General features: G+C 69.7%; 13 protein-coding genes. 8 read left to right on the top strand and 5 right to left on the bottom strand.

Annotation, left to right across the window (positions count from 1 at the left end):
* Positions 1-23: 23 nt before the first annotated feature.
* Genes ACZ3I4_RS27725 through pknB form a run of 4 tightly spaced genes read left to right on the top strand, consistent with a single transcriptional unit; the run spans position 24 to position 6,182 of the window.
* Positions 24-1,484 carry an FtsW/RodA/SpoVE family cell cycle protein gene (locus ACZ3I4_RS27725; protein WP_465385064.1) on the top strand — a complete coding sequence of 487 codons (1,461 nt, stop codon included), beginning with the start codon at positions 24-26 and terminating at the stop codon, positions 1,482-1,484.
* Complete coding sequence (locus tag ACZ3I4_RS27730; RefSeq protein WP_465384938.1) at positions 1,481-2,977, top strand: peptidoglycan D,D-transpeptidase FtsI family protein; 1,497 nt, start codon at positions 1,481-1,483, stop codon at positions 2,975-2,977. The genes ACZ3I4_RS27725 and ACZ3I4_RS27730 overlap by 4 nt, the downstream gene beginning before the upstream one ends.
* Positions 2,978-2,979: 2 nt before the next feature.
* Positions 2,980-4,320, top strand: a complete 1,341-nt coding sequence (locus ACZ3I4_RS27735; protein WP_465384939.1) for a serine/threonine-protein kinase — start codon at positions 2,980-2,982, stop codon at positions 4,318-4,320.
* Positions 4,317-6,182, top strand: a complete 1,866-nt coding sequence (pknB, locus tag ACZ3I4_RS27740; protein ID WP_465384940.1) for a Stk1 family PASTA domain-containing Ser/Thr kinase — start codon at positions 4,317-4,319, stop codon at positions 6,180-6,182. The genes ACZ3I4_RS27735 and pknB overlap by 4 nt, the downstream gene beginning before the upstream one ends.
* A 74-nt stretch (positions 6,183-6,256) precedes the next feature.
* On the opposite strand, the gene ACZ3I4_RS27745 is transcribed toward pknB, so the two are convergent.
* From ACZ3I4_RS27745 to ACZ3I4_RS27760, 4 genes are read right to left on the bottom strand one after another with little or no spacing between them, the layout of a single operon-like run.
* The gene (locus ACZ3I4_RS27745) at positions 6,257-6,907 is read right to left on the bottom strand and encodes an aminodeoxychorismate/anthranilate synthase component II (protein WP_465384941.1); all 651 of its coding nucleotides are present in this window, start codon (positions 6,905-6,907) and stop codon (positions 6,257-6,259) included.
* 1 nt (position 6,908) lies between these two features.
* Positions 6,909-7,226 (bottom strand): hypothetical protein, encoded by a 318-nt coding sequence (locus ACZ3I4_RS27750; protein WP_465384942.1) that lies wholly within the window; start codon positions 7,224-7,226, stop codon positions 6,909-6,911.
* Between the two features lie 5 nt (positions 7,227-7,231).
* Entirely contained in the window at positions 7,232-9,679 is a 2,448-nt protein-coding gene (locus tag ACZ3I4_RS27755) for a class E sortase (RefSeq protein ID WP_465384943.1), read from the bottom strand.
* Positions 9,679-10,491 (bottom strand): DUF881 domain-containing protein, encoded by an 813-nt coding sequence (locus ACZ3I4_RS27760; protein ID WP_465384944.1) that lies wholly within the window; start codon positions 10,489-10,491, stop codon positions 9,679-9,681. The genes ACZ3I4_RS27755 and ACZ3I4_RS27760 overlap by 1 nt, the downstream gene beginning before the upstream one ends.
* A gap of 180 nt (positions 10,492-10,671) precedes the next feature.
* On the opposite strand from ACZ3I4_RS27760, the gene ACZ3I4_RS27765 reads away from it, so the two are divergent.
* The gene (locus tag ACZ3I4_RS27765; protein ID WP_184954305.1) at positions 10,672-10,935 is read left to right on the top strand and encodes a cell division protein CrgA; all 264 of its coding nucleotides are present in this window, start codon (positions 10,672-10,674) and stop codon (positions 10,933-10,935) included.
* A gap of 180 nt (positions 10,936-11,115) precedes the next feature.
* Positions 11,116-13,245, top strand: a complete 2,130-nt coding sequence (locus tag ACZ3I4_RS27770) for a (Fe-S)-binding protein (RefSeq protein WP_465384945.1) — start codon at positions 11,116-11,118, stop codon at positions 13,243-13,245.
* Between the two features lie 4 nt (positions 13,246-13,249).
* Here ACZ3I4_RS27770 and ACZ3I4_RS27775 read toward each other — a convergent pair whose 3' ends face one another.
* Positions 13,250-13,918, bottom strand: a complete 669-nt coding sequence (locus ACZ3I4_RS27775) for a GOLPH3/VPS74 family protein (protein WP_465384946.1) — start codon at positions 13,916-13,918, stop codon at positions 13,250-13,252.
* Between the two features lie 100 nt (positions 13,919-14,018).
* Between ACZ3I4_RS27775 and ACZ3I4_RS27780 the strand changes: the two genes are divergently transcribed.
* Entirely contained in the window at positions 14,019-15,353 is a 1,335-nt protein-coding gene (locus ACZ3I4_RS27780) for a hemolysin family protein (RefSeq protein WP_465384947.1), read from the top strand.
* Positions 15,346-16,401 carry a hemolysin family protein gene (locus ACZ3I4_RS27785; protein ID WP_465384948.1) on the top strand — a complete coding sequence of 352 codons (1,056 nt, stop codon included), beginning with the start codon at positions 15,346-15,348 and terminating at the stop codon, positions 16,399-16,401. The genes ACZ3I4_RS27780 and ACZ3I4_RS27785 overlap by 8 nt, the downstream gene beginning before the upstream one ends.
* The last annotated feature ends 74 nt before the right edge of the window (positions 16,402-16,475 follow it).

A 16,475-nucleotide genomic window follows, 5' to 3' on the forward strand; every position in this document is an offset into this window, starting at 1 on the left:
CGTCGCCCGCCTCCACGGGTGAGATGGCGCGTATCCCGGGAATGAAGACCCAGCGCAATGCCGAGCTGGGTCTGCTCGCGTTCGCCATGGTGCTGGTGGCGGCGTACGGGGCGACCGTGGAGGCCAGCCGCATCGGCGAGATCACCCCGACGTTCTGGGTGCCCGCCGCGCTGCTGAGCGTTCTGTTCGTCGGCCTGCACTTCGTGGTGCGCTACACCGCGCCGTACGCCGATCCGGTTCTCATCCCCGCGGTCGCGCTGATCAACGGGCTGGGCGTGGGCTTCCTGCGCCGGCTGGACATCGGCGACGCGCTCTCCGAGAAGCAGCCGATCCCGGGCATCTTCTCCGGCATCGGCGGCCGCCAGCTGGCTTGGACCCTGATCGCGCTGATCCTGGCGGCGATCCTGTTGCTGGTGGTCCGCGATCACAAGGTCGTCTCCCGGTACGCGTACACCCTGGGCCTGACCGGCATCGTGCTGGTGATGATCCCGGCCGTGCTGCCCGGCAGCATCTCCGAGGTGAACGGCGCGAAGCTGTGGGTCAGGATCGGCTCGTTCTCGATCCAGCCCGGTGAGTTCGCCAAGCTCGCCCTGGTCTCGTTCTTCGCGTACTACCTGGTCCGCAAGCGCGAGGTGCTGTCGCTGGCCAGCCGCCGGTTCCTTGGCATCGACTTCCCGCGCGGCCGTGACCTCGGTCCGGTCGTCACCGTCTGGCTGCTCAGCCTCCTGGTGCTGGTCTTCGAGAAGGACCTGGGCACCGCGCTGCTGTATTTCGGCCTGTTCATCGTGACGCTCTACGTCGCCACCGAGCGGGCCAGCTGGCTGATCATCGGTCTGCTGCTGTTCTTCGGCGGCGTCTACGTGGCCTACCTGCTCGGCGCCTCGGTCGGCGGCCCGTTCGCCAACTTCTACGACCGCGCCCAGGTGTGGCTCGACCCGTTCAACGACGACAACTACGAGCGGCTCGGCGGCAGCTACCAGCTGGTGCAGGGGCTGCTCTCGCTCGGCACCGGCGGCCTGTTCGGCTCCGGCCCGGGCGGCGGCTCGCCCCGGTTCGTGCCCGAGGTGCAGAACGACTTCATCTTCGCCGGCATGGGCGAGGAGATCGGTCTGTTCGGCCTGTCCGCGCTGCTCGTGCTGTACCTGCTGATCGTCCAGCGCGGCCTGCGTTCGGCGCTGGCCGTGCGTGACTCGTTCGGCAAGCTGGTCGCCGGTGGTCTGTCGTTCACCCTCGGTTTGCAGATCTTCGTCATCCTGGGTGGCATCACCGGGCTGATCCCGCTGACCGGTCAGACGACACCGTTCCTCTCGTCCGGCGGCTCGTCCCTGATGGCCAACTGGCTGCTGATCGCCATGCTGCTGCGGATCTCGAACGCGGCACGCGGCCCGGCGGCCAGCAGCGGCGGGGCGGATCGCGCCGGTGGCGGAGGAAAGAAAGCACCAGCTCAACTACACGGCGCCATGACGGAGGTGATCAAGCCGTGAACGCACCACTTCGACGGGCCGGCGTGGTCATCCTCGTCCTGTTCGGTCTGCTCTTCGCCAACTTGAACTGGGTCCAGGCGTACAAGGCGGACGACTACCGCACCAACGACTACAACCGCCGCGTGGTCGTCGCGCAGTACGAGCGCCCGCGCGGCGTGATCGAGGCCGGCGGTCAGGGGGTCGCGACCAACAAGGTCACCGACGACGCCCTGAAATACCTGCGCGTCTACCCGCGCAAGGAGGTCTACGCGCCGGTGCTCGGATACCGGCCCGTCGGCCTGGCCGCGACCGGCATCGAGAACGCCGAGGACGACTTCCTCTCGGGCGAGAGCGACAAGCTGTTCGCCGACCGGGTGAAGGACATGTTCACCGGCAACAACACCGGTGGCGGCAACGTGCTGCTGACGCTCAACACCAAGGCGCAGGAAGCCGCTTGGAAAGAGCTGAACAACAACGAACGCGGCGTCGACAAGGGCGCGGCCATCGCGATCGACCCGCGTACGGGTGCCGTGCAAGCCATGGTGTCGATGCCCAGCTTCGACCCGAACCCGCTGGTCAGCCACGATGAGAAGGCGGCCCAGGCGGCGTACAACAAGCTCAACAAGGACCCGGACCAGCCGCTGCTGAACCGCTCGACCGCCGAGACCAAGCCGCCCGGCTCGGTCTTCAAGGTGATCGTCTCCGCGGCCGCCCTCCAGAACGGTTATCAAACCGATACCCAGATCGAGGCCGGCCGCGAATACCGCGAGAGCGGCGCGGTCATCCGCAACTCCGAGGACGAAGTTTGCCCTGGTGGGCAGATCGATCTGAAGGAAGCGCTGACCGAGAGCTGCAACACCGGCTTCGCCCGGCTGGGCGTGACGCTCGGCCGTGACAAGGTGCTCGCCACGGCCAAGGCGTTCGGTTTCGAGGACGATCAGCTGACCGTCGGCGACCTCGAGGGCAGCGGGCTGCCGGTCGCGATGAGCGACACCGGCAAGATCGCCAACCCGGACGGCAGCGTCGACAAGGGCGCGCTGGCTCAGTCGTCGCTCGGCCAGCGCGACGTGCGGATGACTCCGCTGCAGGGCGCGCTGATCGCCGCGACGGTGGCCAACGACGGCAAGCAGATGCGCCCCTACCTGGTGCAGAAGCTCACCAGCCCGGATCTCCGGACGATCTACACCGCCGACCCGAAGCCGCTGCGCACGCCGATCAACGGCCAGGTCGCCACCGACCTGAAGGACATGATGGTCAGCGTCGTCGAGAACGGCACCGGCCGTCGCGCCCGCATCTCCGGCATGGAGGTCGGCGGCAAGACCGGGACCGCCCAGAACGCCGAGGGCGCCGATCCGCACGGCTGGTTCATCGGCTTCGCCTTCAACGACAAGGGCGAGGCGGTTTCGGCCGCGTGCGTCATGCTTGAGAACGTGCCCGGTGGCCATGCCAGCGCCGAGGCGGCCCGCATCGCCGGGCTCATCATGAAGGCCGCGGCGGGTCAGGGAGGGGACTGAGCATGATCAGCCCTGGGGTGACCCTCGGCGGCCGGTACGTTCTCGACGAGCGGATCGCCGGAGGTGGGATGGGCGATGTCTGGCGTGGCACCGACGAGGTGCTGGGCCGGACGGTCGCCGTCAAGATCCTGCTGCCCGCGCTGCTCGACGAGCCCGGCTTCGCCGAGCGGTTCCGGGGCGAGGCCCGCACCATGGCCACGATCAACCACCCCGGGGTCGTCGACGTCTACGACTACGGCAGCGACCAGCAGCTCGCGTTCCTGGTAATGGAGTACGTGGAGGGCGACGCGCTCTCCCGCACGCTGAGCCGGGTCGGCCGGCTGACCCCGGCGCGCACGATGGCGCTGATCGCCCAGGCCGCCGACGCGCTGCAGGCCGCCCACGCGAACGGCATCGTGCACCGCGACGTCAAGCCCGGCAACCTTCTCGTACGCCCCAACGGCACGCTGGTGCTGACCGACTTCGGCATCGCCCGCTCGGCCCTGGTCGGCCAGCTCACCGTGGCCGGCTCGGTGCTCGGCACGGCGTCGTACATCTCACCCGAGCAGGCCTCGGGCGCGGTCGCGACCCCCGCCTCCGACGTCTACGCGCTCGGCGTCGTGGCCTACCAGTGCCTGTCCGGGCACCGCCCGTTCGACGGCGCGACGCCGATGGAAATCGCGATGAAGCACGTACGGGAGACGCCGCGGCCGCTGCCCGGCGACATCCCGCCGCAGGTCCGCGCGATCGTCGACCGCGCCCTGGCCAAGGACCCGAACGCCCGGTGGCCCTCGGCCTCCGCGCTGGCCGCCGTGGCCCGGCAGGCGGCGGCCTCGCTGGCCAACCCGGCCCAGGCCCAGGCTCCCACCGGCGCACCGACCCGCCCGTCCGGCCCGGTCAGCCCCGCGCCCCACTACCAGTCGAACGGCCGCCCGGCCAGCGGCGTCCCGATGTCGGGCTCGCCGATGGCCGGCACGGCCCGTCCGCCGTATCCGCCGGTGCCCCGGCCCGTCTCGGGCGCGCGCGGCGCGGCTTCAGTACCTTCCGGGCCACCCGTTCAACCGCAGCCGTACCGTCAGCCGTATCAATCACAGCCGGCGCCGTCCGCCAAGCCGGACAGCTCCGGCGGGCGGCAGGTGCTGATTGTGCTGGCCGTTGTCCTGGCGTTGCTCGTCCTGCTCTGCATCGGGGTGATCTCGTTCCTCTACAACCAGCAGAGCGGCGCGCTGGGCAGGGGAAACACGACCGTCGTCGACACGGGCGTCACCGGAGGGGAGCCAACGGTGGCGTCGTACCGTCTAACCACACAGGCGGGCGCGAACCCCGGCTGGATCGAAGCTAACGAAGGACGACAGACGCTATGACGGCGCAGGCCCGCCTGCTCGGTGGCAGGTATCAGGTCGGCGAGCTCTTGGGCTACGGCGGCATGGCCGAGGTGCACCGCGGACGCGACCTCCGGCTCGGCCGTGACGTGGCGATCAAGATGCTGCGCACCGACCTGGCCCGGGACGCGACGTTCCAGGAGCGTTTCCGTCGCGAGGCGCAGAACTCCGCCGCCCTCAACCACCCCGCGATCGTCGCCGTCTACGACACCGGCGAGGAGATCTCGTCGGCCGGCGAGAAGCAGCCGTTCATCGTCATGGAGTTCGTCAACGGGCAGACCCTCAAGGAAGTGCTGGCCCAGGAGCAGCGCCTCCAGCCCCGCCGGGCCCTCGAGATCATCGCCGACATCTGCGCCGCGCTGGAGTTCAGCCACCGGCATGGGATCATCCACCGGGACATCAAGCCCGGCAACGTGATGATCACGCAGAACGGCCAGGTCAAGGTCATGGACTTCGGCATCGCCCGGGCCCTGGCCAGCGGCGCCACGACCATGACGCAGACCAGCGCGGTCATCGGCACCGCGCAATACCTGTCACCCGAGCAGGCCCGCGGCGAGTCCGTCGACGCCCGCTCCGATGTGTACGCCGCCGGCTGTGTGCTGTTCGAGCTGCTCGTCGGCCACCCGCCGTTCGTCGGCGACAGCCCGGTCAGCGTGGCCTACCAGCACGTACGGGAAGAGCCCCGGGCGCCGAGTGACATCAACCACGAGGTCTCGCCGGACCTCGACGCCATCGTGCTCAAGGCGCTGGCCAAGAACCCGATGAACCGCTATCAGAGCGCGCAGGAGATGCGGGCCGACGCGCTGCGCGCCGTCGCGGGCCGTCCGGTGCTGGCCACCCCGGTGATGTCCGAGGCCGAGACGATGGCGATGCAGGGCCCGCCGTCGCGGCAGTGGCAGCCGCAGGCCGCCACCACGATGCAGCGCCCGGTCGCCGGTGGCCCGCGTCCGCCCGAGAGGCGCTCGACGTGGGTGTGGGCTTCGCTGGCTGCTTTGGGCGTGCTGGTGGTGATCGTTCTCGGGGTCGCGCTGGCCAACACCCGCAACAACGCGAACAACACCGACGCCGGCGACATACCCAGTTCGGCCCCCGTGACGACGTACAAGATGCCGGATCTCGAGGGCAAAACCGACGCGGAGGCCACTGCGCTCCTGAAGGCCGCCGGCATCACCCGGGTCTCGACTCCCGACAAGCCGGAGATCCGCGAGGAATGCGACGGCACGGTCATCGTCCAGAACCCGAGGGCGGGCGCCACGGTGACCGCCGACACCACGGTCAGCTATCAGCTCTGCCAGAAGCCGAGCAAGGTCGAGGTGCCCGACAACCTGGTCGGCTCGACCCGCGACTCGGCCAAGACCACGCTCGAGAACCTCGGCTTCAAGGTCGACTTCGAGGAAGTGTCGAGCCTCAAGCAGGAAGGCACCGTGGTCAAGGTCGAGAAGGCCGGCCAGAAGGTCAATCCCGGCCAGACGCTCACCGTGCAGATCTCGAACGCCCGGCAGACCAAGATGCCCGACGTGGTGGGCAAACCGCTGGCGACAGCGCAGGGCGCCCTCGACAACGCCGGCCCGTTCAACGTCAACACCGTCCTCGTCCAGAACCCGGACGCGATCCCGGGCACCGTGGTCGAGCAGAACCCGAAGGCGAACTCGACGGTCACCAAGGGCGACAACGTCACCCTCACGGTGGTCGATGAGCCCGACCCGAACGAGACGCCCAACCCGGACGACACCGAGTCGCCGGGCACCGGCAACGGCGGCGGCACGGGCACCGGCTCGGGCTCCGGGACGGGCTCGGACGGCCTGATCGCCTACCCGCTCGGCCTCGCTGTCCGCCGCGACTGACCACCGACGACAAACGGCCGCTTCCGATATCGGAGGCGGCCGTTTCCTGTGCGGCTGAAGCCGTGCGTGATCGGCTATGCCGTGGCGAAGGCCGACCGGCGGCGGGTCTCGACCCCGGCGGCCAGCGGCGGGGCCTTCTCGAGCGCGGACGGCAGGCCGCAGGCGGCGAGCCAGTTCGCGAGCATGGTGTGGCCGCCCTCGGTCAGCACCGACTCGGGGTGGAACTGCACGCCCTCGATCGGCAGGTCACGGTGCCGCATGGCCATGACCACCCCCGATTCCGTACGCCCGGTCACCTCGATCTCGGCCGGCAGGGTCTCGGGCACGACGGCGAGCGAGTGATAGCGAGTGGCCGTGAACGGCTCGGGCAGCCCGGCCAGCACTCCGCTGCCCTCGTGGTGCACCTCCGAGGTCTTGCCGTGCAGCAGTTCCGGCGCCCGGGTCACGGTCGCCCCGAACGCGGCGCCGATCGCTTGATGGCCGAGGCAGACCCCGAACATCGGAACCTTCCCGGCGTACGCCTTGATGACGTCCATCGTGATGCCGGCGCGCTCCGGCGTCCCAGGGCCGGGCGAGAGCAGGATGCCGGCGGCGCCGAACGTGCCCACGTCGTCCACCGAGATCTCGTCGTTGCGCCGCACCTCGCAGTCGGCGCCGAGCTGACCCAGGTATTGCACCAGGTTGAAGACGAACGAGTCGTAGTTGTCGAGGACCAGGATGCGCACGTCAATCACCAGGGATCTGGCCGCCGGTCGGGGCGGCGTCGGAGGGATGCGGCTCGTTCGACTCGGTGTCGTACGGGATCTCGTCCGGCGCCTCGTGGTCGGGGCCGGTCGTGCTGGTCACGTCGGCGTCCCCGCCGTCCGCCGGGCCCTGCTGCTCGGTGCCGGTGCCGACCTGCACGTCGTCGAACGGCAGCAGCGGAGTGGCCCACGGGAACACCACGAACCAGAGCAGGGCGGTGGTGGCGGCGATCATGCTGAGCGAGCCGGCCAGCTTGCCCCAGAGGCCGCCGGGGAGCTTGCGCCAGATCCAGGCGTACATCGTGGTCAGGCCCCCTTGATCTCGGCCGGCATGCCGGCGTTGGGCAGGGCCTGGTCACGCTTGACGGTCGAGACCAGTTCGGCGTGGATGATGAGCCGCTCGTAGTTGTTGAACTTCGGGTTGCAGGTCGTCAGCGTGAGCAGCGACTGGGACGGCTTGGCCCTGGGCTTGCCGGGCACGGGCGCGACCACCTCGACGGCGCTCGGCTTGACGACCTGCTGCTGGTAGACCTTGTAGACGTACCAGTTGGAGCGGGTCTCGACGCCGATGACGTCGCCGTCCTTGAGCTCGTCGAGCCGCCAGAAGATCTTCTTGATCCGGTGCCCGGCCACCGAGAAGTTGCCGACCTGGCCCGGCTTGGCCGAGTCGGGGTAGTGGCCCGGGGCGTAGCGGATGTCGTCGGGCTGCACGCCGTCGACAACGACCCATTCCTTGTCGAACTTCGGGATGTAGAGGCGGCCGACGAGGTTGGATCCGGGTGCGACCGGGCCCTTGCTGGCGGCGGCCGGGGTCGGGCCCACGGTCGGGTCGTTCCACACGTCGTCGAGCTCGGTGTCGAGCGCGTTCTGCTCGTCCTGCACCTTGGCCGAGTTGCCGAAGACCTCGTAGCCGGCGAACAGCAGGACGATCAGGCCGAACGTGATCATCAGCTCGCCCGAGACCCGGATGCCGCCGCGGATGCGCGAGCCGAGGGTCGGGCGGGTCATCTCGGAGTAGACGCTCTTGTAGCCCTCACCGGTCTGCTCCGGCCGCAGCTTGACGACCTTCTCGCCACGTCTGGGTGCTTCCTGCACGGCCGCTTCCTCTGCCGGGGGCCTCGGACCGTCCGGGCCGGCGGGGGAGACCGAGGCGGCGCCCAGAGCGGCGTCGGGCTCGGCTTTCGCCTTCGCGGCCTGTGCGGCGACGCCGGGGACCGCGGAGAGGAGCGCGGTGGGTTCCTTGATCGGGGAGGACTGGTCGTCGGGCCGGGGCACCGCCGGGAGCAGGCCGGTCGGTGCGTCCGACGTACGGATGACGGCGGTCTCGCGCGCATCCGGCGCCGGGGCCGAGCCTGCGCGGGCGGCCGGTCCGGGGTTGACCGGGATGCTCGGCCGCACGGCATCGCCGAAGCCGGGCCCGTCGAAGCTCGGCCCGCCGGAGGGGTAGCCGCCGGTGTCGGGTCCGGTGGTGGCGGGCGGCCGGAACACCTGCGGCGAAGACCCGCGGTCACCGAAGCCGGATCCACCCTGCGGCGTGCCGTCGAAGAAGCCATTCGTTCCCGTACGCCCGTCAGCCCGCCCATCGTGAGCCGCCGACTCGCCGTAGGAGCCATTGCGGCCCGGCGCGGCGCCATAGGCCCCGCTGGGTTGCTGCGTCGCGTTGAAGGCGCCGCTGGGCTGCTGAGTCGCGTCAAATGCGCCGCTGGGTTGCGTCGTGGCGGTGTAGGCGCCGCTCGGCTGTTGTGTGGCGGTGTAGGCGCCGCTGGGCTCCTGCGCGGCGTTGAAGCTGCCGCTCGGCTGGTGTGTGGCGTTGAAGGCGCCGCTGGGTTGCTGTGTGGCGGTGTAGGCGCCGCTCGGCTGCTGCGTCGCGTTGAAGGCGCCGCTTGGCTGCTGCGCGGCGTTGGAGGAGTCGCCGGGCACCTGCGGGCCGCCGTAAGGACCGCTGGGAGCGGACGGGCTGCCGAACGGCGAGCGGACAGCCTGCCCGCCGGACGCGAAGGCCTGCTTACCGCCGCCGTAGGGCGAGCCCTTGGCCTGCCCATCGCCATAGGGCGACTCCGGGATCAGGCCGGGCGCCCCGGTGCTGTAGGGGCCGTCAGCGGGCTGCGACGGCCCGAAAGTGGAACCGGGAGCCGCGGCACCGGTGAAGGCCACACGAGCGCTCTGAGGGCCACCGAACGGCGTCTCGGCCGAGCGGGCGGCAACCGGAGCTCCGCCGCGGGCGGGGGAGCCGTCGTACGTACCCGAGAACTGCGCGCCGTTGACCGGGACGCCGTGCTCGTGCGGCCAGCCGGTCCCACCCCCGGGCGGAGATGACGCGAGCGACCCGATCGGCGGACGCGGCACGGGCGAGCCGGTCGGAATCGGGGCCGATGCCTTGCCGGTCGGCGGCTGCTGATCGGCCTGGGTGAAGAAGTCGAAATCCTGACGTCCCGGTGGCGCGGAGACCGCGCGCGCGGCGGCGCCCAGGGAACCGCCGGCCGCGATTCGCTGCTGCACCTCTTCGTCGGTGCGCAGCACGGCGGTCTCGGCGGCCGAGGGGGACGGCGGCGGCAGGGTTGGCGGCGGCAGGGTCGGCGGCGCGGACCGTGGCGCCTCGGGCCGGGAACCCAGGCCGATCGGCGGGGCCAGGGGACCGCCGGGCACGCCGTCGGGCGACGCGTCGGTGATGCGCGGGATGTAGGCCGTCTGAGCCTCGGCGTCCGGAGCGCGATGCCGCCCCGAGCCGGGCCCCCCGGCCGGACTGTCGGCCATTACCCGGCAACCCGCGCGGATCGGAGGTCACTCGACCCGTCGTACGCCCGCACTGTCACGTTCCTCTCGACGGTTTCCGTATAGCCGAGGCCGAAGTCCGCGACCGCATCCCTGAACTGTCGGACCCCTTCCGCGGACTCCAACGCGCGATGCATAGCTGTGGGTTCGCCGATAGCTGTGATCTTGAACGGCGGCGAGAAGACTTGGCCGTGAAGCAGCAGCGTGTTGCCGACACAGCGTACCGCGCTGGTCGAGATCACCCGGACATCCATGATCGACATTGCCTCGGCTCCACCGGCCCACAGCGCGTTCACGACGGCCTGCACATCGCCCTGGTGAACAACGAGGTCGTCGTTGTCGGGGGCATTGGCCGCGACGAAATCCTTGCTGCGGCGGGACGAGTCGTCGAGGGTGACGGTCAGCCCGCCGCCCTGCAGGGCGGTGAAGCCCGCGGGGCCGCGCAGGCCGTCGGCGGTCTTGCGGGCCGCTCCGACCGGGCCGTCGACCTCGGCCAGACGAGCCGTGTCCTGGTCGACCGCGGCCCGCAGCTGGGCCGCCGCTTTCTCGCGGGCCTCGAGCCGCACGCGCTTGTCGGCGATCAGCTGGGTGAGCTGGGGGCGGCGGTCGTCGCGCAGTGTCGTGCCGTCGGCCGTCGTGGCCGAGGTGGTGAAAAGCAGGCCCGCAGCGAGGGCGATCAATGGGACGCCGGCCGACCATTTACCCATCCGCAGGGTGGGACGATGGGGCCGCAGACCGCGCCACGCGCGGCGCAGAACAAGCCGCCACGAGGGCGTGCCGGTGGTGTATTCCACGTCCTCGTATCCCCCCGAAATATCCGCGCCGGACATTTTCCTCGCCCGGCGGGTGCCTGTCTGCCCGCTGCCTTGACTACGCTAGCTGTCGAACATTAATCGCCACGGGCAGCATTCGGGGTCTCCGGAGCCGCTCAGCGGTGGGGTTGTTCACCACTTGTTGCCCTTCAGGAGAGCACCGTGCCGAAGTCTCAGGTCCGCAAGAAGAAGGTCTACACACCGCCGACGGACATTCGTCCAGCGGCAGCAGCGGCGTCGAAGAAGCCCAGCCCGATGTGGCTGCCGATCAGTGCTGTGGCGCTGATCGTGATCGGCATCGCTTGGCTGGTCGTGTACTACCTGTCGTCCCAGCAGTACCCAGTGGAGTCGCTGCGGTACTGGAACCTGGCGATCGGTTTCGGGTGCATGGTCGCGTCGCTGGGCATCCTGTCCCGCTGGCGTTAGGCCGCAATGCCCGCTGACGCGCGGGTAGTGTGACTTGTCCGATAAGCGCACCCCGCGCCCTTGGCCGGGGTGCGCTTCGCGCCTATGGGCGTCCCCACTTGACCCGGTGGCGTGCGCCCATCTATTACTCGTGGGTAACATGGGCGCGGCGGACAGCCCGACCGAGGAGGCACATCGCTGATGGGTATCGCGCAGATAGTCGCCACCGTGCTGGCTGGCGCCATCACCGTCGTCGCGGTCGTGCTGGCGGTCCGCGCCGTGCTGACCATCACGGCGGTGATCCGGCTGGGCAAGCCCGACCCGGCCCGCTTCGCCGACAAGCCGACCCGTACGAAGACCATGCTGGTCGAGACCCTGGGTCACACGCGGATGCTCAAGTGGAGCGCGATCGGCGCCGCCCACTGGCTCGTGATGGTCTCCTTCATGATCCTGTTTCTGCTGGTCGTGGAGGCCTACTTCGAGGTCGTCGACCCCGAGGGCGGGCTCCCGATCATCGGGCACTGGGTCGTCTACGGCTTCGTCACCGAGTGGATCGGCATCCTCGGCCTGGCCGGCATCCTCTATCTGATCTTCGTGCGCCAGCGGAACATCCGGCAGAAGCGCAGCCGGTTCCTGGGCTCGACGATGTGGCAGGCGTACTTCGTCGAGGCGGTCATCCTCGGCGTGCTGGCCTGCGGTTTCCTGATCCGCGGCTTCAAGGTCGCCAACGACACCTTCGAATACCCCGGCTGGGCGACCCCGCTGTCGCACGGCGTCGGGTCGCTGCTGCCGGCCGCGCACGACGGGCCGACCTGGGTCGCGCTGGTCAAGCTGTTCATCTCGATGGGCTGGCTGATCACCATCGCGCTCAACCCGACGATGGGCGTGGCCTGGCACCGCTTCCTGGCCTTCTTCAACATCTTCTTCAAGCGCGCGCCCGAGAAGCCGGCCGGTTCCGGGCTGGGCGCGCTGCGGCCGATGATGAGCGAGGGCAAGCCGCTCGACTTCGAAGAGGCCGACCCCGAGAAGGACCAGTTCGGCGTGGCCCAGGTGGAGCAGTTCACCTGGAAGGGTCTGCTCGACTTCTCCACATGCACCGAGTGCGGCCGCTGTCAGTCGCAGTGCCCGGCCTGGAACACGGCCAAGCCGCTGTCGCCCAAGCTCCTCGTGCTGAGTCTGCGCGATCACGCGTACGCGAAAGCGCCTTATCTTCTGGCCGGCGGTGGCAAGGACCTGACCGGTGAGGAGAAGGCGACCGAGGCCCAACTGGCGCACATGGATGTGCTGGCCCTGGCCGAGGGCAACCGCCCGCTGATCGGCACCGAGGAAGAGCAGGGCGTGATCGACCCCGACGTGCTGTGGTCGTGCACCACCTGCGGGGCGTGCGTCGAGCAGTGCCCGGTCGACATCGAGCACGTCGACCACATCGTTGACATGCGCCGCTATCAGGTGCTGATCGAGTCGTCGTTCCCCAGCGAGGCCGGCGTGATGCTGCGCAACCTGGAGAACAAGGGCAACCCGTGGGGCGCGCCGCAGAACACCCGCGAGGACTGGACCAAGGGTCTGGACTTCGAGGTGCCGCGGGTCGGCGAGAAGGAAGACTTCGAATACCTGTTCTGGGTCGGCTGCGCCGGCGCGTTCGAGGACAGGGCCAAGAAGACCACCCGCGCGGTCGCCAAGCTGCTGCACGAGGCCGGTGTCGACTATGCGATTCTCGGCGAGGGCGAGACCTGTACGGGTGACCCCGCGCGGCGCATCGGCAACGAGTTCGTCTTCCAGATGCTGGCCCAGCAGAACGTCGAGACGCTGCAGGAAGCCAAGGTCAAGAAGATCGTCGCCACCTGCCCGCACTGCTTCAACACGCTCGGCAACGAGTACGAGCAGCTCGGCCTGAAGGTCGAGGTCGTGCACCACACGCAGCTGCTGCAGCACCTGGTCGCGACCGGAAAGCTCACCCCGGTCCAGCCGATCGAGGGCGACGTCACCTACCACGACCCGTGCTACCTGGGCCGGCACAACCGGGTGTTCGACGCCCCGCGTGAGGTGCTGGGCGCGGCGGCCAACGTGATCGAGATGCCCCGCAACTCCGAACGGTCCTTCTGCTGCGGCGCCGGCGGCGCGCGCATGTGGATGGAAGAGAAGATCGGCAAGCGGATCAACGTCGAGCGGACCGAGGAGGCCCTGGCGACCGGGGCCAAGACGATCGCCGTGGGCTGCCCGTTCTGCTACACGATGATCGGCGACGGGGTCACCGGCAAGGGCGAGCAGGAGAACGTCGAGGTGGTGGACGTCGCGACGGTCCTCCTGCGCTCGCTCAAGCAGGAGGTCTAGGGCCTTACGAGGGCGTGCCGGCGGTGGCCGCGGTGGTCGACGCGACGATGGCGACCATCACGGCCGCCTGGATCTCGTCGATCGCCTTCTTCACGGCCGTGGCCGCCCAGGCGCCCTCGCCGATCTCGCGCAGCCGGTCCTTGACGACCTTCCGGTCCAGGTCACCGAAGACCTTCTTGTCCAGGTCGGTCGCGGCGACCAGGGCACAGAGCGCAGCCGTACGCGGTTCGACCGCCCCCGTGCCGAGCACAGCCTGCCGCATCCGCTCGCGGGCCGCCGTCTCCTGGACGGGCTCGACGCCGTGAGCGGCGGGATACTTGGTGCGCGGGAAGACCCACAACACCTTGTCCTTCTCCGTACGCAGGATGCCCTCGGCCACCAGCTTGTCGAGCACCTGAGGCCGGGTGTCCTTGGCGAACTTCGACACCCAATGGCCGGGTTTGCGGGCTTTGTCCTCGGCGACGATCCGCATCAGGGCGGCGTCGACCAGAGGGTCACCGGTCGGGCTGATGTCGAGCGCGACCACCCTCTTGTCCACCACGTCGACCCGGCCGGCCAGCGCCAGTTCGAGCAGCAGCCCGCCGCCCAGACCGTGGTCCAGGTGGGTGCCGTCGGTCAGCGGAGTGCCGTCGTCGTCGTACGCCAGCAGCGTGAACTCTTCGACCAGGTTCATTCCCTGACATTTTCCAGATTCGGGTCGTGCCAATCCTCACTTCGGGTGGGCACGCCGGGTTCGCCCCGGTCCGGCACAATGAGGGCGAGGTGAACCGATCATGGACGGCCTGTTCCTGACCGCGGTGCTTCCGCTGGCGGCGTTCGCGCTGCTCACGGCGGGCAACGCGTTCTTCGTGGCTGCCGAGTTCGGGTTGGTCACGGTCGATCGGGCCGAGATCGCCGCCCGGGCCACCTCGGGTGATCGCCGTGCGCGCACGGTCCAGCACGCTCTGCACGAGCTCTCGTTCCAGCTCTCCGGCACCCAGCTCGGCATCACGCTCACCGCGCTGCTCACCGGCTATCTGGCCGAGCCCGCCCTCTCCAGGCTCTTCGACCCGATCATCGAGCCGGTCGCCGGCGACGCCACCGAGGGCGTCACCCACGCGCTGGCGCTGATCGTCGCGACCCTGATCTCGATGCTGTTCGGCGAGCTGGTGCCCAAGAACGCCGCCCTGGCCCGCCCGATGCGCGCGGCGCTGATGACCGCGGCCCCGTTACGTACGTTCTCCAAGCTCTTCAAATGGGTCATCGGTGGTCTCAACGGGTCGGCCAACTGGCTGGTCCGGCGGATCGGCATCGAACCCCAGGAGGAGCTGGCCAGCGCCCGCTCGCCCGAGGAACTGGGGTTGCTGGCCGCGATCAGCGCCGACGCCGGGGCGCTGCCCGCCGAGACCGCCACGCTCCTGCGCCGCACGATCCGCTTCGGCGAGAAACGCGCGGCCAAGGCCATGACCCCGCGCGTCGACGTGGTCGGGCTCAAGACCACGGCCAGCGTGGCCGAGCTGATCGCGGTCGCTCGCGAGACCGGGCACACCCGCTTCCCGGTCTACGAAAACACGATCGACCTGGTCATCGGCGTGGTCGGGGTGCCCGACGCGCTGGGGGTCCCGCCGGAACGCCGCGGCGCCACCCAGGTCGCGACGATCGCCCGCGAGCCGGTGTACGTGCCCGAGAGCCTCGGCCTCGACAAGGTGCTGGCCGCGCTGCGTGAGGCCAACGCCGACCTGGCCATCGTGGTCGACGAGTACGGCGGCACCGACGGCGTCGTCACGGCCGAAGATCTGATCGAGGAACTGGTCGGGGAGATCGCCGACGAGTACGACGTCGAGCCGGCCGAGACCTCGACCCAGGAGCTCACGGCGCCCGGCGGCGAGAAGTCGTACGTGGTCGACGGTCTGCTCCGCGAGGACGAGCTGATGGAGCAGACCGGATTCGCCCTGCCCGAGGGCCCGTACGAGACGCTGGCCGGTTTTCTGCTCTCCCGGCTCGGACACATCCCGACCGTCGGCGAGTCCTACGAAACGCTCGGGTGGGAGTTCACCGTGATGGCCGTCGACCGGCACCGCATCGAACAGGTGCGGGTGTCCGCGCCACCGGAGCCCGCCGATGACTGAGCTCCTGGTCACCTTTGCCCTGCTCATCGGCAACGGGCTGTTCGTGGGCGGCGAGTTCGCCCTCATCGCGTCGCGGCGCACCGCCCTGGAACCGCTGGCCGCGACCAGCAAGCGCGCCCGGTGGGCCTTATCGGCCATGAGTCAGATCCCGCTCATGATCGCGGGGGCCCAGCTCGGCATCACGGTCTGCTCGCTCGGCCTGGGCGCGCTGGCCGAACCCGCGCTGGCGCACTTCCTCGAGGGCCCGTTCCACGCCATCGGCCTGCCCGAGGGCGCCATCCACCCTGTCGCGTTCGTGCTGGCCCTGGGCGTCGTCGTCTTCCTGCACACGGTGATCGGCGAGATGGTGCCCAAGAACATCACGCTGGCCGGGCCGGAACGGGCCGCGCTCATCCTCGGGCCGTTCATGCTGGCCTTCTGCACGGCCACGAAACCACTGCTCAACGCGATGCGCTGGGCGGCCCGGCTGGTCCTGAAGATCTGGTCGATCGAGTCGACGGACTCGGTCAAGACCGTGTTCACGGCCGAGGAACTGGCCGGCATGGTGACGCAGGCGCGCAGCGAGGGACTGCTCGGCACGGAACAGTACGCGCGCATTCACGCGGCGCTCGGGCTGCACGGGCGTACGGCGGCCGACACGTTGCGGCCCTGGTCGAGCGTCACGACGATCGCCGACGACGTGTCCCCGGCCACGGTCGAGGCGGTGGCCACGCGTACGGGCCGGTCGCGATTCCCCGTCGTGCAGCGCGAAACCCGACGGGTGCTGGGCTTCGTGCACGTCAAAGACATTCTCGGGTACTCCGCCGAGCGCCGGACGATGCCGATCCCACCCGAGATCATCCGGCCGCTGGCGGTGGTCGGGCCGGAACGTACGCTGGCCGATCTGCTCCTGACCATGCGGCGCGACCGGTTGCACATCGTCCTCGTCAGCGACGGCCGCCGGCCGCTCGGCGTGATCACATTGGACGACGTGGTGCACGCGGTCGTCGGCGAACCGAGCCACCCGATCCTGCCCACCGCGACGGCACAGCCTCGGGCGGTTGGCTGACCGCGTACGGGTTGTTTATCGGATTTTCGGCGCTCGCATTCGACCGGCGGCCGACCATTTCGGACAATAAACCT

The sequence above is a fragment of the Actinoplanes sp. NPDC021490 genome (genome assembly GCF_055562135.1).